This window comes from Ectothiorhodosinus mongolicus, assembly GCF_022406875.1.
Lineage (GTDB): Bacteria > Pseudomonadota > Gammaproteobacteria > Ectothiorhodospirales > Ectothiorhodospiraceae > Ectothiorhodospira > Ectothiorhodospira mongolica.
The window spans coordinates 2598-28495 of the sequence record NZ_CP023018.1 but is presented as its reverse complement, the minus strand read 5'-3'; the positions used below and the strand labels follow the sequence as shown (position 1 = coordinate 28495).

Genomic DNA, 25898 nt, shown 5'->3' with positions numbered 1-25898 from the left:
ACATAGCCTTAGCGACTCCAATTCCAGTTGATGCGATTACGGGTTTTCTTGCCATGCAAATGTGCCGCACCCAGCTGTGCACTAAGCACACCGCCCAAGAGCAATTCATCGGCTACGCTCAGCGCTGGCTCCTCAGCGGAATCGGCTGTTTGGACATCGCCCCTTTCTATGGGCGCCTCCAAGGCCAGTGGATCAGCAGCCTCCAATTCGCCTGAGGTAGGTTCGTCGACTTCTTCGGGCGCGACTTCTGGAACAGTGGGCAGGGGCACATCATCTCCCTCAGTTTCCGCATCGCTCTCCAAGGCTGGGGCAAGCTCGGTAGCTGGCGCCACTGCATCGGATTCGGTTTGGAACGTGCTACCAAACTCAGGCGCGCTCGGCACAGGTGGCGCTGGTGTTTGATTCACATCGGGGACGTTGACCTCCAAATCCACGTCAGCTCGGCCAAAAGTGACATCCACTGGCTCAAACAATAAATCTCCATCGGTTACGGCATTAATCACAGCGCCGCTGTCAATGGCTGCATCGCCACCCAGAGACCTCTGAGCTTCTCCGCTGCGCCGCGCTTCACCCGTTAAACGATCTTGAGCAGACGCGCCGTCGGACCGGTCGGTATCGCTTTGTCCCGAGAGCTCTTGATCTATGTCGTTTTGTTGGGTGCGGTCGCGATCGCCAACAGTTCCGCGCACGGTGACGTTTATTTCAACCGAGGTTCCATCCGCGGTTTCAACGATCAACCGATCTTGCAGCAAGGCATCGCGATTTAATGAACGCACCATCGAATTACTACCATCCAAGGTGTAGGTCCACTGCCCCTCCGCCGTGATGTTTAATACCCCATAAGTCCCATCAAAGTTGCCAGCTCGGAAGGCATTCATGCTCAAATCAGGGGTATCAATGGTGAGTTGCTGGGTGGTAACGGGAGCGGTGATTTCAACCACTTCAGCGCTGAACACGCCGCCGATGACAGGTGCATTTCGCACGCCTTCAATGGTGACGATGATGGTTTTTTCCTGACTGCTGTCGTTCTCACTACCACTATCGTCGGTTGCTGTGATTATGTAGTTGAGGACTAAGGTTTGACCCTCAGGGATAAAACTAAAATCCTCATCATTGGCATTGAAGTTCCAAGTAACATTTGCACTTTCAGCCTTATCGCCTAGCAGCGGTCCACTGGGGATGGACAACATCCCCGCCAGATCAGCGTCACTGACCGGTAAATCAATTCCTGCCAGATCCCCGCTGCGCTCAAGTGCCACAGCCAGTGTCACGGTATTGCTCAGATCAACATCCTTGACTACCAGGGTTCCGCTGGCTTCAAGGTTTTGGCCCTCAATGAGTTCTGCTGTGGCGGTACTGCCCGGAGCGGTCGCGATCTCTGGGGCAAAGTTAATCCCATTCAAGGCGATGGTAATGACTTCGTTCGCAGTCCCATCCAAAGAGGTAACAGTGAATTTCTCTTCATGAGTCTCACCCTCAGCCAACGACTTAACCAAGTGGTTGTCGATCGTGAAAGTCCAATCTCCGTCATCGGTGATTTCCAAGCTCCCACCCAGGTTTCCTTCATCGGCAATCACGGCCTCCGACTCCGAACGGAAAATATCTTCTCCGTCATCAATGTCCTCGACAGTTAAGCTACCTTCCGTTTCTAGATCGGCCTCGAGATCAAGGACACCCGTCACGCTACCGGTTTTGTTGCCAGTGATTTCCGCTGGGTTGTTGATTCCAGTGATGGTGATGGTGACTTTTGCTTGAGCTCCATCCAGCGTATTGACGACAAAAGTATCTTCATCAATTTCATCTGCAGGTAATGCCATGACGGCCAAAGATTCGTTATTTAGGGTGTAGCTCCATTCACCCTTCTGGTTGATGATCAAGCTGCCGAAAACACCCGTTAGAGTGGTTGGTTCATCATCAAGGCCGAGACGTAAACGAGGCGTTTCAAGATCGGTAATGACACCATGAATGACAGTGTCATCGCCCTCGGTAATGAACCCTTGGGAAACCTCAGGTGATGTGGTCCGACCTTGAATAGTGATTGTTATAGACGTGACACTGCCATCACTGGTCGTGACCCGGAACACCTCGGTGCGTTGTTCGCCATCCTTAAGCTTTTGCACTCGATCATTAACGGCTTCGTCTAAACCACTGGCGCCATTACCCAAACGATAAACCCAAGAGCCGTCTTCACCCATGTGTAAATACCCATAGGTGCCTTCCTGGCTGTTACGTACGGTATCGAATGTCGCTAAACCGCCCGTCAGCGCAGGATAGGCGATCCGACCGGTGACCTCGGTTGTTGCTCCACTATTGGCTTGAGCCATTCCTGAGCTGACAGATCGCAAGTCTTGCTCAGGAACCGGCTGGCCATCCACAACTGGTGCCAGTACATAATCACTGCCGGGTCGCGTCCTGAGACTTTCGCCTACACCATCGAGGTAACCATCTCCAAAGAACATACCCAAATCACCGTCTTCACCCAGGGCAACAACGCTGACCACTTTGGTGAGAAGATTTATGGAACCCGCGCCTGGCAAAATGCGATGAGGATTGCCCTCCGCTAGCAAATCAAGACCGAAAAGCTCGTCCTTACCCGGCCCACCGATCACAAGATTGGTGCCACTGCTCGGCAAGAAGATTTGGTCATTGGCGGTATCACCAACAGCCGTTTGCGGTCCAATCGACTGGAAGAAAATGGGCGCGCCGGTATCGAAACTGACTTGGGCATTATCACCGGCGATAAGGCGCGTGGCGTCTGCATCTGAGCCGGTCACTACCAATTCATCGGCACCCGTGCCGCCGATCATAAACACGTCACCGTCTACTGTGCGCAGGCGGTTATCACCACCCAAGTTGGTGGCGGTGCTGATTAATTGCACCAACTGACCGCTGGCATTGCTATCAAATACCGCATTGCCCGCATCGCCAAAAATGATACTGCGATCGCCGGCGACGGTACTGGCACGGACTATGGAGTCACCGGTGCCACCGAAGAGGATGTTCTCGCCATTACCAACAGTGATCTCATTGTTGCCCCCAACTTGCGGATTGAGCACACCCGCAAACAAGTGCTGGCGATGATCATTCTCATCGAATCCCCGTGCGTAGCTCAGGCCATCTCCGGAGACGACGTCAATGGTGCGTGCGGAGCCGGTGATATTGATCAAGTCATTGCCTACCCCGCCGGCAATGACATTGAAGTCATAGATGGTGCCTGCAATACGAGAACCGGAGAGATTCAATGTGATGCGGTCATTGCCGCCCGTGGATGGCCCACTGTCCAGCGTCGTGAAGTTGGTAAGACGGCCTTGTTCATCAAAGACCATCCGCGCGTTATCGCCAGCAATAGCGCGTTCAATAACGTTATCTGAAGTCCCACTCGCCGAGTTAATGTTGATGGTATCGCTGCCGCCACCACCAATCACATAGCGATGGGTATCAGTGATCGTCGTATCCCCGCCTGACCCCAAAATGATGGTGTCAGAGCCGCCCGATGACAGGTCTAGGCTGGTGATTGCACTCAGGACATTGCCGTGATCAGCATTGCTCTCAAAATTGATGCGACCATTATCGCCCAGCACCACGCCAAAGCCTCGACCGGCAGAGAGCATGTCGCCGCCGCGACCCCCCATCAGGACATAGTCGCCTGAGGGCGTGCGCAGGTTGTTGGACCCCCCGAGTTCAGTGTTCAAGCTAGTCACAGAGACACGATGGCCTGAAGTGTTATTCAGATCGCTCGGATTGAAAACACCTGCCACGCGGCGGATCTGGCCGTTGTCGCCGATCATTGTCGTGCGCGCAATGCCGCCAGTGATGCGGATGATGTCCGAACCCACACCGCCGATCGCCACGACCTCACCCATATCGCCACTGGCCACACCACTTTGGCCCATATTGATCGTGTCGTTACCGCCCGATGAGGCAGCCTGATCCAGCGATTGCAGCTCGATCAATTGTTCAGCCTCGCGACGCGGATCCACACCCGTGCTCTGTGGTGCAAAGCGCAAACGCGCGTTATCACCAGCAGCAATGCGGAAGGCAGTTTCATTTGAGTTCACATCCAGTCGATCGCTACCAAAGCCCCCAACAAAGATGACATCCCCATCACCAATCGTGATGCGGTCATTGCCACCGCTATTGAAACCTAGGCTCTCGATGCGACTGAGTTGCCCCCCAGAGAATTGAATGGTGCCGGAATCCCCCAAAACAATGGCACGGTTGTACCGATCAACTTCTTCAGCAAAGCCGCTACCATCATCCTCGAATCCAAAGGTGGTGCTGGTCGCTCGCGCCGCCGAGGAGTTAACCTCAATCACATCACTGCCAAAGCCGCCGATCACAATCTGATCGCCCGAGCCCGTGACAATCTGATTATCACCACCTGAGTTGAACTGCGTGCTGCTCAGCGATTGCATCAAATAAGTGCTTGAAGCCCGGTTGTATTGCCCGTTATCACCGAAAATAACAGTCTCACTGTATGAGCCGGGCTGCACGGTGATGCGGTCGGAGCCCATACCTCCGAACACCACCTGATAGCCAAGGTCATTGGTTGTATTGCGAGCACCCAGGGTGATGCGGTCCGCACCGCCGGTGGCGCTGATCTGGTCCAACGTGACCATATTGGTAAGGCCACCACGACTATCAAAGGTGAAGCGCACGTTATCGCCGGCAACAAACCGACCGGTACGGCCGCGTTTTTCCGTGGCCGAAGCTGAAGCTCCATTCCCATTACTCGGATTAACGGCAATTCCCGCCGAAGCAATCCCGGTGACACCCGCTAGGAACCCACCGACATCATTCCAACCCACCCCATCTGCCTCTGGGGTTCCCGTGGCTCGAATGTCGATGGTATCCCCAGCGCGACCACCACTAACCAGTGCATAGCCTTCACCCAGAGTGATGTGATCGCTGCTACCAAACACCAAATCAATGCTTTGCGCCGTGCGCAAAATGCCATTGCGGGCAATGCTGTCATACAAGAGCTGGGCGTTGTCACCGAAGACGATGTGGATACCATCCATCGCCGTGATGACATCGCTACCCGTGCCACCAATAATGACCTTGCCGCCATCACCGACATGCACAACACCATCACCACCGAGGTCGGTGAAAATGCTCTCAGCGCGAAGCATGCGGTTGGGACGAAGGTCACCATTGTCACGCTGTTGCGTGATCGTGCCATCCGAGGATGTCCGCAAAATGCGCCCATTGTTGGCAAAAATCAGATCTTCGCTGCTGGCGCGACCTTGGATGAGGTTGCCCGCGACATTGAAACTGGCGGAGACCAGGATGGTGTTATCGCCCATTCCGCCGAGGATGAAGTTGGTGCCCAAGTTGCGAGCCGAAGCGTCTGCACCACTACCGATTTGGATGTAACTGTCACCGCCAGTAGCGTTGGCCGCATCCGTGCTGCGGAATTCGACCATATTGCCGAAGCCATCAAAATCAGCGCGGGCATTATCGCCAGAAATCAGCCTGACAAAGTTTCCGGAGTCAGTATTGATGAATGTTGCGGCAGTAATGACATTAGCCACATCTCCATAAGCGGCGGCTAGCCGCCGATCATTGTCAGCTAGGGTCGTACCCCCAAAGCCACCGAAGATGACCTTGTCGCCATCGCCAATGTGGATCGTGTTGGCTCCGCCGATGTTACGCACATCGGTATCATCGACACTATTATTTGGTGTGTCGAAGTGGCGACCGCTCTCCATTACCTGCAAGCGGTTAGGAGTTCCACCCGAACTGGTGGATGCATCATACCAACGAATGTAGCCCTGATCGCCGAGAATGACATCGGTGCTGACAGCCTGCCCGCGCCGGAGGAACAGACCGCTGTCGTTTTCGAGAATGCTGCCCGAGGTGATGATCGTGTCGTTACCAATGCTACCGAGGATGTAGTTGGTGCCGAGATGGCGAGCATTACTGTCATTGGCATCGCCAATGATGATGACATCGCTGCCCGCCAACTGACCATCAACAGTCCCAGTTTGCGTGGAGCTTAGGGTGCTGAAGAAATTGATGCCGCCCAATGCATCGGAGCGTAGCCAAGCGTTATCGCCGGCGATGTAACGCGTATTCTGCGCGGTGGATGACAGGGCAGCGGCGTTAATCACATGGTTGCCACGCCCACCCATAATAATCGCCGAGCCACTGTCGATGGTGATGGCATTGTTACCGCCAGCACCACCATGCTCATTGGTCGGGGCGATCACATAATCCAGCATGCGTTGACTCAGCGGATTGAGAACAAATGTGCCACTGGCCTGTTTGAATGCCACTTCGCCGTTATTGCCGAGAATGATGTTCCAGCTGTCGGGAATATCGCGAGCAGTGATTTGGTCATTGCCATCACCGCCGAGAACGATGTTGTTGCCGCGGCCCAGTTCAATGACATCACTGCCACCCGAGCCACCAAAGCTTTCAACGCGCAACGGCACATTGAAGTTAAAGTCCATCACCACCCGGCCCAGATCACCGAGTATGGTGTTATTACCGTTACCTGAAGTAATGCGATCGTTACCGGTGCCGCCAAGCAGGATGTCATTGCCATCACCACCGCGGAGCACCTGACGATCACCACCAGCACTGCGATTCTCAATGGTCTTGCCCTTCCACAGGAAGGTTCGGCCATCGCCGCCATGGTTTAATTCCACTCCACCTGTTTGAAGCGATACGTAGTCAGAGACAAGTGTTCCAGCACCCGATGCTGTTCCAACAGTGTTGATGGTGCTGTTGCTGTAGACGTGGAAATTATCTGCGACCAAAAGGTTGTGGCCGCCCACACCAAACAGGCGATCGTTGCCAGCATTGCCGACCAACAGGTTGTTAAACCCATTGCCGATTAGCGTGTCGTTACCGGCTCCACCAAACACGTTGTGGAAGCCGCGAACGATGATGTTGTCGCTTGCACCAAAACGGCTAAGCCCCAAAAGATCGGCCGTTACGCTGGTCGTGAACTCAGAAAAATCTAGGGTGTTGCGCGCATTCGGCAGGTCGGTGCCGGTGGTCATGCGCAGGCTATTGCTGATCGAGGCGCCATTCTGTACCCGCACCACATCGCTACCGCGGCCGCCTTGAATGTTTTCGAAGTCGACAAAACTGAAGCCTTGCCCGGAATTGCTCTGGCCACTGCCGGGTCCAGTTGGCAGTCCCGACTGAGCCATGCCGCTGCGGCTGTTGGTCACCCAGCCTGCGTCGGTACCGGTTAGGGTAACCGTCAGGTTCTGGTTGTTCCCCGAGAAATCAAGCAGGTCATCGCCTTGCCCGCCCTGAATGAGATCGACGGTGCTGGCATTCCAGTTGACCCGGTTAACGCCCTGCGTCGCCAGACGTCCGGCATCATTGACGATCACGCCACCGGTTTGGGCGCTGAAATCAACGATATTCTTACCGGCATTGTCGTTGACTGTCGCGACGCCCCAACCCGGCAGGAAGCGGTAGGTGTCGTCACCACCGTCGCCTTGCATGATGGTCGTGCCACCGCGGGCGATCAGCAAATCATCGCCTGTGCCACCCATTAGCGTCGTGGTGCCGGCTGTACCGCCGATCAGGATATTGCCGGCGGCATTGCCAGCAATCAGCGTATTGGTGCCGGTACCGGCAACGAAGTAAACAGGAACATTAATTAGATTTGAGGCATCAAAGGTGTCGTTACCAGCTCCGGTGAAGCCATGCACGCGAGAGCCGCCAAAGCTCTGCTCGTAGGTCTGGCCGTTTGGCAGCGTTGCCTCAACAGTAATACTGCCGCTGCTACCAGTTAGAACGAACTGCTCGTTCCCATCGTCGGTGCTGCGGCGCTCCCGATCGGCGGCGGTCTTGGTGATCGCGGGATTGCCGTCAATGGCGCCCGTGCCGGAGCCGGCATGCAGCACTAAGACATTGCCATCCATGGAAGCCAATATCGGGTCTTGATCGCAACTGCCGATGTTGACACTGAACAGTTCGACGCGAACAAAGGTTTTCTCAAACACACGGACATACTTGATTAACGCTAGGATCTCAACATAGGCTCGAACGTAGGCATCAGCCGACATACCGATGGTCACCAGACCCAATGGGTCGCGCGAGACGATGCTGGCGATCTCAGAGGCCCGCACGCGGCCGTCTCCATCGGGATCACACAAATCCGCCGTCCCGGTAAAGCCGATACCGCCCTCCACACCGCCGCGCGCGATACCCGCATTTAATTCAGCGAAGACATTCAACTCGGTGCGCAGTTCGAACTCGGGGAGATCAACGCCGTTGACGATATTGTCGCTGATGTAAAAGCCATCGAAGGCATCCAGCGGATTCCCGGTTTCAAAGGCTTTCATCACCCCGTAGGTGTCGAAACCTAAGGTTAAGCGGGCTTCAGCCTTAAGGCGCGCCTCAAACCCTACGAATAAGGGGCCGAATACCGGGAAGCTCTTGCGGAAACGCACGTCAATTTCGAGATTTTGTGGCGTGAATGTCATGAGATCCGCAGGTTCACCCATCAAAAGCCGCAAAACGCTGTCAAATGGATCTTCAATGATGGGGAACGCCAACGCGCTCTGAGGCCCTTCGAACTCGGCTAAGAAATCACCAAGGCCATCCTCGAGACTAATCGTGGTCTCCCCGGGCAATGCGTTCACGGCATCCATAGCCACATTCACCACACTGGAGGCATATTTGACCGCATCGGAAAGATCGAATAGGTCATGATCCTCGCCCACGAAGGACAACACCTCGTAGACCGGGATCTGCAGACTGGAATTCATCCGTGAGATGCTGTTGATGGTGTCTACCAAATCGATCATTTGCAGAATGAATGCCACCTTGGCACTGCCACCGCTGATGCGTTGGAAATCCTCAGCCATGCTGACCAATGAATAATTGCGCCGCATCACATCAGAGATGCCTGGAATCGGCGTGGTGATCAGATCAATAATGGGTTGGAATGGCTCGGTGACCGTCTGCACCACATCCAGTACCGGACGCAGGAAGTTTGAAAAGAAGGTCCCCATATCCAACTGGACATCCGTCATCCATACGCTGGTCTCAGCGAACAGCGATTCATAGTCCAGCTCGGTGACGTCTTCGAAACGCTCGAGCCACTGCTCCCACTCGCTCTGCTCGTCGTCGTCCTCCTTGGCTGCGCTCCATGTCAGGTGGAAGTCACCCTCAATCGCTGGCAAAACACCTCCACCGGCCAGATCCACACCCAAGCGGGTGCGCAGATTGATCTGGGCAAAGGCCTCCCAGTCGTAGTCCCACAAATCGCTGAGGTCATTCGATCGCAGCACAGCGAGTGTCAAGCGCCCATCAGAACCACCGACTAGGTCATCCGCGAGTGCATCAAGCGCGCCGCCGGCGTCGATACCCAATAGGCTCTCGAATTCAACATCATCGGCATTGTCGGTCAGTGAGATACTGAAGTTGGCCAAGAACTGAGTGCGCGAGCCCTCAAAGCCCGTCTTACCGTCGAACATTTCTTCGGTACCGAAGGCGCGGAAACGGCTGTAGTCAGCCTCCCATGCAGTCCCTGTGGTATCGCGCTGCCAGGCATCTCGATCCCCCCAGATGCGCCCGACATTGTCTTTAATCCAGCCATCGAAGTTGTCCACAACCGAGCCGCGCAAAAACAGCAGCTCAGCGCTCAAACGTGCGGGTGCCTGAATCGGCAAAGGCTGCAACTCACCGCGCGAATCGCGAATGTAGTTACCTTCGTCATCGGTCACAAACAACTCGTCGGAATAGGCAATCTCGGTAACCGGCCGTCCGTTGTTAAGAACCAGTTCGCCCTGATCATTGATCACGGGCACCCGGTGGAACTCGGTTCCCGAGCCTTCCAAATAAACGTGGATTTGGAACTCGGCTAATGGCGCACCAATATCCTCATCATCTGGGTCGACATCCCAGAGATTGTCGATGTGCGGATCGAGCGAAATCTCGTCACCGTCATCATCCAGTTCCGGCTCACCATCAGGAGTGCGCTCCAAATCGGCATCGGCAATACCGATTGCAATCCCATTATCATCAAGGATGGTTACCTGCCCAATACCCGCATAGCTGGGCATATTGGTAACGAGATAGAAGCCTTGGAATAAATCCAAACCAAAGCCAAGGTTAATGTCCCAATCAAGTGTTACGCCAAGGCCGCCATCCATTTGCAGATTAAAGCCAGGCACACCGATATCGAACTCAGCAGCCAGTGTGGGAAGCGCGATCGTTTGGCCGAGGTTCATGCGGAACTGCACGGCTGAACTCTCGCCTAGAATTAGCCCCAGTGCCGCCCTTCTCTGCTCTTCGGTGAATTTGATGGTGTAAAGAATGTCACTCTCATCAGCATCGAGATCAATTCCCACCTCTCCAAACGCGTTGGCGACCATGGGGATGCCGTTATCGAACAATTCACGGAACGTGAGATCGACATTCACCGCGCCAGCAATGCCCTGGAACACCGGAATCAGATCGTCGATGGCATCGTTAGTGAGATCGGCCTTCTGGGTATCACGGGTAAATTCCAGTCCGTTGGGGCTATCGATACCAAGGCGGAAGTCATCAAAAGTAGCAAAGGGAGACTTGATTACACTGTCTTCTGTGGGTTCACGCAGAACAAAGAAATCTGAGTCAATCTTGACATAGACACGGTCATTATCTTGGAACAATAGGTGTGGCCCGCTGTCGTCTGCGGTAAAGTCTCCATCGTTCTCGATACCCACGGTGACACGGATCTGCTCGCGTTCACCCGACGCCACCCAGGCGGTTCGCTGACCGCCGTCCATGAGGCTAAAAATGGCCTCGATGTGTTCGGGCTCAAGCAGTCGGGTCAGTTCCGGATCAAGCCGCAGCTGTTGATCATCAAGGTCACGTGACAGATATTCGACCACAATATCGTCTGGCGTGATCTCGCCGTCGCCGTTGTAATCACGCAGAAAATTGAGCCAAGCATTATCAGGGTTGTGCAGGACGCTAAACAGCGCCATACGCAAGGCATTATCGATAGCACCAAACTTGAATTCCGCCGACTCGATCGTGTCTAGCAATGCGTCGAAGAAGCTCTCGCGCAAGCCGCCAAAGAAATCCGTAATACCGCCCAAGCCATCACCGATAATCGGGCCACCAATACCGTCTGTGACGAATTTCAAACCCGTTTCAATGCCTTTTAATACATCATTGATGGGGTTCACCACAGAACTGGGATCGCTCAACAGGAACAAAAGAGGCCCATTGGTCGGACGGTTCTGATCCACGGGACCCACGCTGTCTCGGATCACCTCAGACAACGCGACCTGCCAGTCGCCGATATTCGGAAGGATCAGCGAAATATCGCCCGAACGCCCTGGTTGGATCGATGGCGCTGTTGCGCCAGGATTGAACAGACCTGCCGTGCCGGCTGTGGGCGTCGTAGTTTGACCCTCCCCACCGACTGAATCGTTGAAAATAGCTGGATCAAACAGCGGCAAGCCTGATTCATCCGCCGTGTCGATTGGTGCACCGGCTGCGGTACTATCGGCCAAACCGAACGCCGAGCCGGCATTCGGGCGTGCAGCTTCCTGCACGCTGAACACGAGCGTTGTACCCGGGTCCCCGGCGCGTGCTGCGAGCAACGCACCGAGATCGGTATAGACAAACTCGAGCGTACCTAGCTCCAGCGGATTACGGAAACCGGGAACCGATTCTGCCAGCAAATCACCAACTTGGTCTGATACCGAGAGTGACAGCGGCAGGATGACTTCTGCACGGCTGTCTGCGTTGACGAATACTTCAAAACTGTCGTTCTTGATGCTAGTTGGGCCGGCGCGCTCGAGCACTGCAATCTGATCGGCCAGACGCCGCGCCGCCTCGGCGGCGGACTCACCCTCGCGCACCTGCACAATCGGCGATTCGCTCTCGGCGCCGGGCATATTGATCTGTACCAGTTTGCCCTCTGTCAACTCACTGGCAATGAAGCCAATGTCGCGGACAGATCCAGTCGTTCCGCTACCATCAAGACCACTGCCTATGCCACTTTCCGGCTTGAACACGTCCAGCGTGATCGCCAGACGCCCCCAGCCAGCATCGGCCGCGATGGTGATGACGTTGGTCGGATTATCACCATCGACAGCGGTAACACGATCCACGCTGTTCTGCCCGCGCGCTAAAACATTGAGCTCTTTAGCGAGTTTTTCGGCGATGACGTTTTCGGTGTTAGCGTCAGCAATGTCGACGCTGTTGACCTGATAGCGGGCAACACCAACGCCCTCAACGCGCACCTGAACAATGTCATCCGCTTGGATTCGTTGGGGTGTAATGTCTGCCGCATTGATGGTAATGGTGCGCTCAAAGTCGCGCTCACCGCGATCTGGTCCCTCGATCTGACTGGTCTGCGCCAGTCGACTGGTGAAGACATCTAGCTTGATGTCATCGGCATTCAACGGAGCTTTGGCAGTAGTCTCACCCTTAAGCGTCAACGTCTTGTCGACAGTCATCGTCGCGCCAGTGGCCTCCACCTGGCCGCTTTCAAGCTGCGCGTTCAGCAGCGCCGTAAATCTAGCGACAACGTCATTTACGGTGTCGCCAGCTCGCACCCGATACTCGGCGCGAATTACGTCACCCAGCCGGATCTGCAGGACACGATCAACGTCGACATCCTCTGTGCTCAGGGTAAAGTCGAGCTTGTCACCATTTTCACTTGCAGGATCAGACGCAGTGTCTTCCTTGTCGCTATAGACGCGAATCGACAGTGGCTTGGTACCCCAGCCTTCACTCACGAAAACATGTCCGGGAAGGGTGAGAGTCTCGTTATCAGCAGTTGCCGTCACACCGACATTTGCGCCATTGATACTCGCTGCCAGCGCACTCGCAACGGTAGCATCGGTATCCCCGTCGCGAACGGTGTAACTGAAGCTGCGGCCACCCGCCCAGACGCTGACCGACTCACCAACAGCAGCGGCGGTGATGGTCAAAGTATTGCTGGTGACAGCAGCGGCGCTGGATGCATCGATTGCATCGCGCAACGCATCCGCAACGTCGTCAAGGGTATTTCCTTCCTGAACCGTGATGCTGACCGTTTCGCCGTTGGCACGGATCTCTATGACGTTGCCCACGGCCACATCAGCCGCAGTGAGACCAATGGTGCGCAGGGTGGCACTGCTACTGATCGACCTGTCACTAACTGCCGAGTCGAGAGTTTCTCGATCAATCGCCTCAAAGATAACCACACCATCAATCGCCTGCACGCTCGCGCCGATGCGCATCACGGCATCAGCGCGCGCTTTAACGGTTGATGGCAATTCGTTCACCAGCGCTGCGGCGACACTCTCGGTCGTGGGATTCGTCCCGACCCTGCGCCAGGCGAAATCTGTATTTGTATTCGTGTCTGTTACCGCCAACTGCACTAAGCGGTTGGTCTGCAGGTCGGCACGGTGCAGATTCACTCGGACATCAGAACCGTCCTCGACGACCTGTGACTGTTGCAATGCACCCTGGCGTTTGAATTCTAGAGAGTCATTAGACCCGATACCGACCAGGTTTAACTGATGCGTGACCGAGGCATTGTTACCGATAATGGCGGCAAGTGACTCAGCGACCAGCGCAGCGCTGGGGTTCTCGGGCAACGTGTACTCGAACGTTCTCTCCGAGTCACCGATACCGATCGTCAACGTCAACGTGTCCGACGCTCTCAGTTGGATGGTGTCGCCGCTAGCAAACCCGATGGTGATGACTGGGTCTTGATCCGGAGCGCTATTAGATTTGACGACAAGTGTTTCGATGTCGCCGGAATCATTAGTCAGCTCTTTAGAATCGCTACTCGAGCCATCAGCCTCGCCATCACTCGCAACCTCGATCTTGTGTCCATTAATACCAAGACCTGCCTGCAGTTTGACTTCGCTGACAAAGTAGTCAGTTGATGCCCTGTTGCTCGCGTCAATCAACTGACTCAGCTCGGAGAGAACAGTTGCAACAGTATCCGTACCCTGAATGGTGTAACTGACCGTTTCGTTAACGATGGTGAGCTCGATGGTCCGACCTGCGACGATATCGCCAGGAGCGAGCCTAAGAACATTGTTGGTCGCATCAAGCGATGAGTTGTCGGGCGCATATACCGTCAGCACAATGTTGCGACTGCCCCAGAGCGCCCCTTCGGCGAAGGTCAATACACCACTGCTCTCAGAGATGTGCGCCGACAAATTGTCGAATTTGTCGACAATAAGGGCTTTGAGGGCACTGGCCACGCTACTGTCATCGTCATTCGATTGAATCTGGTAACGGAATTCACTGCCGTTGGAACGGATCTCGACAACATCACCTTCCTGCCAGTCCAGCGCGTCAAAGGTAATGGTTCGGACGAAACTGGCGCCGGGCGACTGCGCAACATCACCCACAGTTGATTTAAGTGGATCTGACGATCGGTCAAACAGCGTGATCGTGTCGCTATCAGCAATACGATCATCGAACACCAGTCCGTTGACGATCGCCGGCTCGGTGTTAATCGGTGAACTGGCCAGCAGTTGCTCCTGGAGCCCGGTGATTGCCGTACCAAGCGTCCCACCGATGCCGATATTCTGGTAGATCTGAGTGAGTGTGCCACCATTGATCGACAGTCGGATCAGGCGGTTGTCCTGAATATCGGACTCAGCGAGTGTGATGCTGCGCGGATCACCTTGCGAACCTGCTGTGCTGACACTTGAATCAGGGGTACCAGTCACAGGCGCGAAGACACGCACCTCGAGAAATGCGTTTCCAGCACCGTAGTCAGCATCAAACGTCAGCGCTGAAAAACGTGAATCAGCCTGGGAATCGGCCAGTGCCGCGAATGTATCGCCACTTGATCTGGAGTTGACGGTAATGGTGTTACCACCCCACAGACGATCAGCGTCGACAATAAGCTCGAATCTGTCGATGGGCGATGTATTGTCTTGAGGATCTTCACGAACGATCTCGGGCATTGAACTAATGCCAAGGCGAGCCGCCAAAGCATCGGCAATGGTTTCCGGCGTATCGATATCGGTAACGACGTAGCGCACATCGGCAACTTGACCGCCTCCTGTCGCACCCTCCACCACCAGAATCTGGATTTCAACTCCGACTGAAAGCCCAGCAAGTGCTGATTCGTCTAGCTTGATGATTCGCTCGGCGCGAATATCACCTCCCGCAGTAACGTCACCGTCCGCAAACGCTGCCACCAGCGCGGCAATCACGGCATCAGCATCCTCACCGCGACCAATAACGTGCTCAACCAGGCGACCCAGACCATCATTGATCTGAATAACGCGGCCTTCTGTAATATCGTCAGGTGACAGAGCTAGCACGCGCTGGATATCAGCAGACGAACCACGTCCAGAAACAAACGAAGCGACATCGCTCTGAACGATTCGATCGAAGAACTCCAGGGTGATAGCTTTGTCGCCTAGGTTGTCGGTGCCATTAATAACCAGCTCGGCGCCGATGGTCGCTTCCAGTTGCGCAGCCAGACGAGCAGCGACACGCGTCTCAGTGTCATTGCGTTGCACTGTCTCGTAGTAGGTCTGCCCCGCAATATCGAACTCAAGCACACGCCCAACGGCGAGACTGCCGTTCTCCTGAAGATCCGCGATATCGATCCTCAGAGAGTCATCAAACGTCTTGCTATCTGCAGCTTCGCCCTTGTCAAAAACCCGCACCTCGATATCAGCTGCCCCCCAGCGGAGATCGGCGCCGGCGGTCATGACGCTATTGTCGCTGCTCAAACCATCCCGCTGCGATGCAAGCGCGGTTGCAACCGCTGCAGCGTCTTCGCTGGAAGACACTTCATGATAAAGCCGCACATTGCCGTTGACGCGAACTTCGAAGAGCCTACCCTCAACAACATCCAAAGGATCAATCGTGATGATGCGCGCATTGTTGGCAGCCGATGCGCGGGCGCTCACCTGTGACTGCAGGTCGTAGTCAACCGGGCGGAAGAAATTGAGCGCCACATCAGCCAAATCCACGTCCGGGATCAGAATGGATCCGGCCAGTACATCAGGACGGGTATCGCGCGATCCCGCGCCGGTCAAGGCATCAATGAACGTATCGAAATACAACCGACCACCGCTGGCGTTCAGCGTCAAGCCACCAGACAACTCGAGATCGGCAATTCCCCCTTTGCCTTCCAAAGTAATAATGCCTGTCTGCGAACTGATGTTAATCCCAGCCCCTTCGGGCAAGGGCGCAATACCGCGGACATCGTAGATGGTCAGAGTGGGCGTTCCGCCTGCAGTCACTTCAAGCGTGGTCGCTCCAGATGAATGCGTTGCAGTTACCCCCGACAGCGCCGTTACCGCCTCCTGCAAGCGCTTTGCTACCGACGCAGCGCTATCGCCGCCTACCACACCAACGCGAGCAGTCTTGCTCGAATCACCGCCAACCTGTACCTCGAACACGCGACCCGGAACTACATCCTCCGCCGTGATCGTTATAACTGGGCCGTCGACCTGAGAGCTGATCGAGTCAATGGCTCTGAAAACAATCAGCTCGATATTCGCCTGACCCCACTCACGAGCGCTCGCAAAGCTGATGTTTCCGGAAGAAGCAGTGACGTGCCCAGAGGTTCCAGCAGAATCAAGATCGGTCTTCAGAGCATCAGCAATAGAACTGATTGTCTGACCTGAAGAAACCTGCAATTGCGCCCTCGTGATGCCGTCAACCTGCACAAACACCAGGTCACCTTCTGTAAAGTCACGCTGATCAAGACGGATGGTGCGATCTGCTGCATCCGACTCTGCTGGGTTGGACACTTCAGTGAACAAAACCCCGGGCATATCAAGCGAGAGCTCAAAATCAGCAAATGTCCCAGCAGTGCCTTCATTGTTGCTGTCACGACTGCCATTCAATAAAAACATTTTCCCAACATCAGCCGCCTTAGCATCATCGGTTGTAAGGTCGATTCCGAAAACTAGGTTGTACTTAAACGATGCATTGATCGGCAGTGGTGAGAGACCTTCCAGGTCCGCAAGGCTCTCCGTATTGCCCAAAAGTGCCTGCAAACGATCGCGATCGGCAGGCCGCAAGAGGGCCAGTAGTGTGGGGTCTGTTAACAGCAGGTCGAAACGTGCCAACCTCTGAATCTCGATTTCCAGTGGCAGCGAAATGAGCAGCGCCTCACTCCCTGCAGTGTCGAGCTCGATGTCTATGGCCTCTTGTGCAACACCGAATGCCTCTGCAAAGGCAGTACGAAAATCCAGTAATCCTAGATCAGAAAACGCACTCAGATCCCTTGAGATATCCCGAAAAACACTAGACAGTTCAAAGAACTCATTGACTGTCTGATCAAGAATCGGAACTGATTGGTCGAACAAGTTGAACTCGCCCATATTGGCGAGATTGCCAAGCAGCTGCGGGAGATAACTGAGTTCATTTGTGAGATCTGACCAGCTTTTATCCACCAAACCCTGATAGGCACCAAAGTTTGGCAATTCCACATCAGGCAGGGGCGCCTCCCGACCCAGAAGAGACTGGATCAGATTGTTGTCCGCATCACTTTCAGCGTTATGTCCGGATAATCTCATCACGAGGTCAGCAATCGTGCTACCCGCTGATGTCATTTCTGGGAGGAGCTCTACCTCAATGCCCTTCAAATTTAGAGCGGCCTTGGCATTAGTCCATTCCAAACGTTCTTGTGACACTCTGTCCAACAGCGGACGATCGGCCACTTCGGTGCGGATGGCGGAGCCATTAATCACGGGCGGAGTGAATATAAGCCGCGTGCTGTTTGCGGAGAAGACTTCAAATTGCGTCAGAGCTGCAGGGATCGAACCATTCCCATTAGCCCAAGCCTTCAGAGCATGCGTCAACTGATCGTTCAGAGCGCCTGCCAAATCCGATAAAACCGTGAAATTTGCCGTGTCAGAAGCGGCCAAAAATATGTCGAGATCAAGAGAACTGCGCCCATCTCCCCCAAACCCGGAGGTGAATGTCACAGTTAAACCCAGATCTCGCTCGAGACGGCCGTCACTATTAAGCGCCTCACCTGAAAATGGAGTGCCGGCACTTCGGAACGAGCTAAAAGACGGCAGTCCAATTTGCGCGCCCTGCCCACTCAAAGAAGCAATCAAATCCTCTATATCTGCCAAATAATCGCCGGAGACTTCTTGGGTAACAGCCCCATCGATCTTGTAAGAAAATTCCCCCTTATAATTGTTACCCTCAACCTCAAAGGATTGCATACTAATATTCACCAGCCCCAGCACAGCATTGGCGGTTCTATCCACGTTAACGTTAGCCGAGGCAGATCCAGGCTGCCCATGCACCTCCCCAGTAAAGGATCCGGTAATCTCCAGATCCTCGACGAGCATGCGCGATGCGGTGGAGCGAACTTCCACTCCCGGTGCAATCGTTAATTGACGCACGCCGGGCTGGCTTTCGTCAGGAATGTCTATACGCAGACGGGAGATCAGAGGCGTGATGATATCGAAGGCTAGGTAGCCGTTTTCAGAGGTGGTAGATCCACGGTTCGTGACGGAATTGACTTCGGTAGATACGAAACGTGCTTGCAGGATCTCACCAAGGTTGGAAAAATCAAGAGCCTGCAAATATGAATTTTCAAATTGCCCTGGGCTTGAACCAAAAACTAAATTGTCAAGGGCGGCATTGATATCAGCAATCAAATCTGCAACAGAGTCATTATTGGTATCGCGCGCAATCGTCACCGCAACTGATTCGCCGTTGTTCAGTACAAACTCAAGCGTTGCATCACTGTCAAGCACACCATCGGATGGCAAGAACGCATCCGGATCGGGCGTCGGAAACATTGGCACTAGGGTTAGGCCCAGTACTGAATTGACTGAGAAAGATTGAGCCTCACTAAAACCAACAGGATTGATGAAGCGAACCTCTCCGACACTGGCATTAACACGGAAAACGACTTCATTGTCATCGTTTACGGCAAACTCAAAGGCTTGCCCAAGGTTTTGAAAGCCACGTTGATGTAATGGGTCTCCAGGGTCTGTCGTAATTTGAGACAAACCGACAACCTCTACGATAGGCTGGTTATTACTGTACTTTTCAGCAGAAACGGTGGGCTTGTCACCTTGATTCAAGGCAAGCAGCACATCTGAAAGTAATAATTCCCCTTCCCGCGCGACTGCATAAACGGAATTGATGGCATCGATCAACGAGCCTGAAGTAACCCGCCCGGAGTCATTAAAACCCAGCACGTTGCTCACTGGCTCCGCTTGATCGATCGTTACTTCATATTCTAAAATGAGTTTGTCAGCATTGGGCTGAAGCGAATTCAGTAGAATAAGATCAATAAGGTTAAAAGACCCACTGCCGGACGAAGGCTTGTAATACTCGGTCTTCCAAAAATTCTTGGGGTCGAGCCAGAAAACATTGTTGGCGTTGATCGCGTCAACTAAAGTCGCGTTTGCACGGCTGTTAACCATTGCGCTAAATGGATTAGGCAATGAGCTGCCTAGGAGGGAACTAGTACCTCCAGAACCGCCATCCAGCAAAAGTTCATAACTTGTTCCGTCATTGTCCGACGTTCCAGAAGCAATTTTCGTATAAATTACGGCTCTATCTTTACCAACATCACGAAACAGCCTAAACTCGATCGACCCACCATCCGCAGGAGGCGCTGGATCGGAAAGAAGAATTTTCCCGTCATCTTCACCGCCGTTCACTAATTCAGCGACGCCATCTATAGATCTTGTCTCGATATACACAGCGTCATATGTCTTTCCATCCACTTGTAGAGAAAATCCAATATTTGATCCTATCGCTAAGCCGCTAGTCTGCCTTCCTACTAGCTCGGAAAAGGTAAACCCCCCTCCTTCTACTGATGGAGGTGCCACACTAGAAAGATCAAAGATGATGGTTCCGAGTACTTGGGTGTCGTGCTTTATATCGAGGCGCGCGTCACTCTCGAATCCGCCCAAGACACCCACCGAGCCATCCAGCGCAATATCTGCAGCAACCCATTGTTCGCTCCGACCAACAACCAGATCGAACGCTATTTGCTGAGTAGCAGGATCAAAACGCGGATTAACCGAAAAGTCATGGGGCATACCCGCAACAAACCGATTGGCCAAATCCTGCCAGGTCTCGAAGTTAGGCTCGGCAAAGATCTGCTGGTTAGCCGAGGCCAATGGCAGACCGAGATTAGTCAGGTTAGTGAAGCCAGTACCAACATCTGCTGTGGTTACGCCAGATTCAAGTTCAGGCAACCGCTCACTTGGCAGCAGTTGCGCGGCGTTGATATTAAGTCGATTAAAGTTGATGCCAGCAAGATTTCCTTTAAACTCAACATCGAACGTATGTCCTGTTTCTGATCCAAGTCCCGTTTTTTCGGTGACCTCGATATCCGAGGAAGAGACATTGGAAGCACCAAGTGCCTCCTGCAGGAGAGCAACCAATCCGCCTTGAATGCTTGCCGCGTCGTTGCTGGTCCAATGGATGCGCGGTGTGAAGAAATTCGTCCCACCCACATTCAATGCGAGTACGTATGACCCGCCACTGATATTGTCAAATGTAAGGCGCTGAAGTTCGCTACGGGCCGCCTCGGGGCCGACCGCAGGCGCTCCATTACGCAGAGTCGTAACAAATGTCAAAGCGCCAGGCTTTGACAACACTTGCTCAACATCCGCTTCTAGATTCGCAAAGCGCAGCCCCACAGCTTCGCCGGTAACCGAAATGTCGAAACTCTGGACACCCTGATTGGTAATTGGCCCACCGTTATTGGGGTCAGTCACTGCTGCCTCAAAGGGATCGGAGTCAGCAATTGCCGCATTCAACGCATTAGCAATACGACTGCTGTATGTTGCCCCATTGCCGTTACTCAGTTCGAGATCAATGCTGTCAGTAACATAGCGATCGTTACCTAGTTGGAAGGCAATTTTGAAGCTGCCACCAGCGACATGCACAAGCTGAATGCGCTGAATGGCGGCCTGTGGGTTAGCGGTGCCTGCTCCTGTCCCCGCTTGCACCTGTGTAAAGGACACTCCAGCGGATGGTGCGATACGAAGCTGCTCGAATGTCATGGGATCGGTCTGCGAAAAGACCAGAGAGCCATTGATGTTGCCGATATCGGGGCCCTGATCCACGCGATCAAAATTCTGCGCCCGCACCTCGACAAGACCAGCGCGCGTAGGAGTTCCCACAAATGCCGCAGTCAGGCCCGTGATGTTCTGATCAGCAAGATCACCGACAAAGCGAATGGTCCAGTCTTTTGCCTGACCTGTAACCTGAACGTTGCCTTTGCCGATGCCAGGCAAAGCTTCAAGTATGTTTTGCAGTCGCTGAGCATCGGTGTACAGAGACAGGGCTTCTGTCTGCTCACCAGCATAAGTCAGCTTAAATTTACCGCTACTGGCAATCGTCCTCAGCAGAAACTCTGCGTTGTTCCCAGAGTCGCCCTCAACCAGTACTAGGAGTGGGATCGGTGCATTCGCTGCAGGAGCAGCAACATCTATCCATGTCTTTGTTGCGATATCAAACTGCTGATATCCCAAGACTGCATTTGATGCCTCCGCAATGGTTTTATCAATCAGTTCTGCCAGCTGATTGATGTGCGTGAACTCGCGCGTGGCACTGGCGTCGACCGTTACCGTCAGCACCTGCTCGCGTGGATCCCCCGGCCGCTGGAAGTGAATGTCGAACGAGACATCCCTGCTTAGGACCGGAGAGATGATCCCGCTACCAAACACCGATTGCTCAACACGAAGCAGTTGGTCTGCGAACAGGTCATAGAACGCCGCGCTGAAGTCCAGAGTGTCCCCGACACGCAGGTCAGTAAACGGCAGCAGCCCGTCGAACTCCGCAGAATCACGCAGCCCCTCCAGATAGAAGCCGACGTCATCCAACATAAGAAGGATGTCTTGCGCTCGCAGGCTGGAAAGCGCACTCAACGGCTCGAGATTCGAAAATGTTTTAGCCAGTGTGAGTGAATGCAGGTTAGACCATGCAGTGGCTGTACCCCCGCCCCAGTTCAATTGTATGTTGGGAGTATTCCCTGCAATATCAGCAAGCGACGTACCAAACAGCTCACCACCGATATCAAAATCAATCGAAGCCTTAACGGCTGCTGAGCTATTATCTGCCGTGAGCACCAGTCGGTCGTTACCGGAGAGATTGACCGCCGCGGTGACTTCGCCACTATCGAAATCGAGCGTTCCTTGCAATAAAACGGGCACAGCACCGAGCAAACCTTGAGCATCAAAATTCGCCCGGGGGGCAGTCGTGCTGAACTTGAATCCCTCGTAACCGACTACAACACCCACGCCCGCCATGCGCTCGAGGAGTCCATTCGGGTCTTTAGTGATGTTCCTGTGGTCAATCCGCGCCGTCATATTCGAGACCAGAGGAAGCCCCATGCCTTCCGCCCAACCCAGACCCACAGACTGAAGCATATCATTGAAGGTGACTGGCTCATTAAATACGCGACCAAGATTCAGCGATACACCAAAATCAAGCTCATCTCGGTTGGTTTGCGACCTGCCGCCTTCGATTAAAAATGGCGTGTCACTGAAATCAACAGGAATTAACGATTCAAGTGATGCGTATATGCCCTCACCTCGAAGGTATTCTCCGATCTTGGCCATCAACTTGGCATAGGTCGGACCGTCGGCGAGGACATCTTCTAAGACGTTGGTGCGCTCCAAGCCATCCCGGTAGTAAGAGAAAGAGAATATATCGCCCAGAGAACGCCCATCATTGGGCAACAACAGATCATAAAGCGGGGTCCCGATGAGCGGGAGCTCTACACCTAAGGCAGGGTCACGATCCAGTTGTGCGCCAACGGCGGAGAGCTCAGCAAAATATTCCCGCCACGCATCGAAATCGCTAGCCTGGATTTCGAAATCCTCGTAAAACGAAGGCCTCAAGACCCAATCATCGAGTTCCCCAACAATAAGATAGGTTCTCTGTTCACTGTCGACTGTCTGAGTGAGCGAACCGTTGATGGTAGCGGTGACTACCCGATCCCACGGCCTATCTTCGACCAGTTCATTCCTAAAGATTAGGTTTAGCGCATCGAGATTATCGCGGTCGTACAGCGTGAGAGCGAGACCGCTCTGAAGATTGAAATCACCGTTGGTGTCGTCGTCTTTTATATCGACTAACAACGTAAAACCATCCGACTTGAGAATGACAGATTTCTGGTCAGAGCTCTCTGCATCTTCAGTAATCAGTGCCTCGAGCTCATAATTCAGCGAGTATTTGACGTTGATATTCAGCGTCTCAAGTGTCCATCCTCCGTCGCCAGGATTTAGAGTGAACTGATGATTCCCGCTCACCTCTTGGTCATCGGCGCTATGGAAAAGACGGAAGCCGAATTGATCTACACTCTGTTTAACGGGTACCAGATTCAATCCGCCCCCTACGTTCCAGCCACTTATGTCGAATAAACCGCTGTGTTCTCTCACAAAGTCAGCAATCGCTGAGAGCCTAAGTACATTTGTAGATAATTCATCCAAACTGTTGCTACCTGCAGGTAACGTTAGGGTAGCGAATTGCGTATCCGGGATGGTTACCGTAACTTCATCAGCAGAGCTTAGATCTCCACCGAGGGTGAAGGTGAAAACGCTTTCACTGCCACCCACCTGTAGGTCAGCAAGTTGTGTAGCACCATCTTTCACAACCATTCGCGCCTTTACCGCAGAGAGATCAGCACCCAATGGCTCATCTCCTGCATATGCAAGACTTATCTTACTGTCGGAGGCGGTGAATATCCCACGCGAACTCTCATCGTTGAGTACCTGAGCAATCTCTGCAGCGCCAGCGCTCCCCTCAACCTTAAATAGGTCCCCGTTCGTACGACCCGCGTCATTAATCACAACAGCTCTGTAATAAAGAGTGTCTCCGGGCGAAAAATCAGTTACGTCTAGGGTAAATTCGTTGGTTTCTGTATTTAGGGTTGCCGGCTTGAGAGTCCCTGTTACCGAGGTGTTAGACTCAGAGCCGTACTCGAAAAACACACCCGCCGAGCTTGAACCCGAGCTACCTAACTGTGCTGTCAAAGTCAAGACTTCGCCATCTAACATGGGCTCGAGCGTTGTAGGTAAAGAGGCTGGAGTGAGTGCTGAACCATTTACGGTGGCAACCCTAAATCCAAGAGCTGGTGCGAAAGGATCAATGTCGCCGTTTTGACCCGAAAAAGAGGAGATACCCTCTCCCCAGCGATAAACACCTGCATTTGCGCCTGAGCTGAACTCATCAGAGCTGGGACCCCATTGGGTAAAAAGCGATGAGGAAACTATTTGGTTAGGATCTAAACCAGTTGCTGTTAAATGCTGGCCGGAACCTGAAGTTCTTCCTTGAGCGATAATGTAAAGCTGATTAGCATCCAATTCGACTTCAGTAATATCTAGCGTTTTTATTGTTCCATCTGGAGTGTAATCAATTGCGACTATCTGATCTAAAGGCTCCACACCGTTGGAGGCACTCTGCGCGGTATAGATTACTATAGTGAATTTGCCGCTCGAATCAGTGGTGGCACCACCGGTAAGCGCGCTTATTTTTGTGCTCTGTGAAAGGGTAAATGCATACCCACGATAAAAATGCCCTCCTGTCCCTTCACCCGTCGCGTAGTCAGACACATTGAACACGCCAACCCCATCTTCAGAGGGCTCTGAACCGTCTGATACTTTGGTATTCGTTAATGGTCTTACGGAGGCCGTTACATCTTTAAAGTCGGGAGTAATAAACTTAAATGAGGATAAATCGACAAGTCCGTCGCGATGTTCTTCGGTGTCAAATGAGAACGTTATGCTGGTTCCTGAGCGCGATACATCAGCGATCTCATGATCACTCTCATCCAGTAGGTTGTATGCGCCGAGCTCAGAAGCGTTAACGCCGGTGATCTTCACAGCAACCCCATCTCGTTCAGCCGAAATGCCCGTTTGACTGTTAAGGAGATGCGCTAGGCGTTCGAGCTGGAGGTAAAACTTGACGGTCTTCTCGAGATCGAAGGCGGTGGTGGCATCTGTGATACCCAGTAGGTCATTGAGGCTGAGGTCGTCTTCGCCCGCTAAGCTCAACCCTTCGATCGCTGCGGCAAACAAATCTTGGCCAATGGCTGCATTCCCAACTAAGTCTAGACGGCGCATCGCCTCCAGGAAATTATTTAGATCTGTATCGGTTAGTTCCCAATTATTTGCATCAACACTAGATGAACTTAAAAGAGAGCCGTAATCAAGGTCAGCGGAGAAGAGGAATGCAGCTTCGATGGGGCCAGTTTGGTATTCGAGGTCCCAGTTGCCGCCGAGGAGTTCGTTGCCGATGTTGGTTTTCGAGGCGGCGATGTCGGCGCCAGTGAGGTTGGCCAGTTCATCGACGAATGCCTTGCCCTGCTCTCCCGAGGCGACTTCGCAGCCATAGAACAGGATATCGGCGCCATCGGCTAGGGCTTCGGTCCAGGCGCTGATCAGCTCTGCATACTGACTGAGATTGCTGCTGTTTAGCGTGGTGGTGCCAAGGGTAATACTGCCGGGACCGCCATGGGTGACGATGTGGATGGCCTGCAGATCTTGGTGTTGAGTGAGCCAATCGCTGATTTGTTCAATGCCATCGCTGTGTTGGTCCAGATAGACCAACTCCGCTTGCGTGGGTGCAAGGTTGCCGTCGCCGTCAGTGCGATCACTGAGCGCTTGCAGCACCAAGGTTTGGTAATCATCGACGCTGGTGTCGATGAAGATCACCTCGTTGACTTGCGCCTGAGCATCCTGTGTTTCGGGCGCGGTGTTGCCCAGCTCTTTTTCCGCCTCGGTTTTGAGATTGATACTGAGCTCATGCTCATCATGATGTGGTGGCACCACTAGTGCATCGGCCGAGAGCAGATAGCGCGGCTCGAGCAGCTCAACCACGGTGGTCGGTTGACGTTCGGTAATGACGCGGCGCCGATCGATGGAGCGGTTAATCCACGCACGCCAGCGTGAGCTACCGCCTTGTCGGGTTAGCCGGGCTCGGGTCAGTCGGGGATCATCAGGCGCAGCGCTCAT

The 25898-nt window shown here is 53.7% G+C and carries 1 protein-coding gene; it reads right to left on the bottom strand.

Features of this window, described 5'->3' with window-relative positions; translation table 11 throughout:
- Positions 1-8 precede the first annotated feature (8 nt).
- Positions 9-25898: a VCBS domain-containing protein gene (locus CKX93_RS00010; protein WP_076754154.1), complete on the bottom strand. Its 25890-nt coding sequence runs from the start codon at positions 25896-25898 to the stop codon at positions 9-11.

What these genes read in the sequence shown, in the direction of transcription:
- CKX93_RS00010 (WP_076754154.1), bottom strand. Translation starts at nt 25,898, where the DNA reads ATGAGCGCTGCGCCTGATGATCCCCGACTGACCCGAGCCCGGCTAACC.